The 570-nt window shown below is 37.0% G+C and carries 1 protein-coding gene; it reads right to left on the bottom strand.

All coding sequences use genetic code 11. The features are described 5' to 3' along the window. Positions 1-77: 77 nt before the first annotated feature. Positions 78-494 carry a helix-turn-helix domain-containing protein gene (locus HSP_RS0106570; RefSeq protein WP_000275180.1) on the bottom strand — a complete coding sequence of 139 codons (417 nt, stop codon included), beginning with the start codon at positions 492-494 and terminating at the stop codon, positions 78-80. Positions 495-570 lie beyond the last annotated feature (76 nt).

The raw sequence follows: 570 nt of genomic DNA, 5'->3' as shown, positions 1-570 counted from the left end.
TACTCGTGGCTGCAACCCTACTAGCTCAAAATTTATTCACACATGGTTACGCTTTGGGGAAATTATGAGGGGATCTCTCAGTGCATTGCCTCCAATTCCCATAATTTATTACGCCGATAATAACTTGGTGTAACCTTAAAAATGTACTTAAATCGACGTGTAAAAGATTGTTGGGAATCAAATTGATATTTTAATGCGATCTCAAGGATAGTTTTTTTCGTCAACCTCAACTCAACAGCCGCTTTCGTCAAACGACGAGCACGAATATAGCTAGCCAGTGTGACCCCTGTTACTTTTTTGAACAGCCGCTGAAAATACCACTTGGTATAACCCGCTTTATTCGCCACATCATCAAGCAGTAAAGACTGATCTAAATTATGTTCAATCCATAATAGAACATCTTTGATAACCGTTGTATGAAACTGCTTATCATCATATCTTAATTGGATGTTATTAGCTTTATTTTGATAGCGAGAATGCTGTTCAATATACATAAAATAACCTAAATGTTCTTAAGATTGTCACGACCACATCATCATGATACCATAAACATACTGACGGTACGTCGAT

Origin of the sequence: Haemophilus sputorum CCUG 13788 (genome assembly GCF_000238795.1) — a bacterium.
In the GTDB taxonomy this organism is placed as follows: domain Bacteria; phylum Pseudomonadota; class Gammaproteobacteria; order Enterobacterales; family Pasteurellaceae; genus Haemophilus_A; species Haemophilus_A sputorum.
Note: the sequence above shows the minus strand (reverse complement) of the source record. Positions and strands in the feature narration are given on the sequence as shown.

Coding starts and splice junctions, on each gene's coding strand:
- HSP_RS0106570 (WP_000275180.1), bottom strand. CDS start 494: ATGTATATTGAACAGCATTCTCGCTATCAAAATAAAGCTAATAACATC.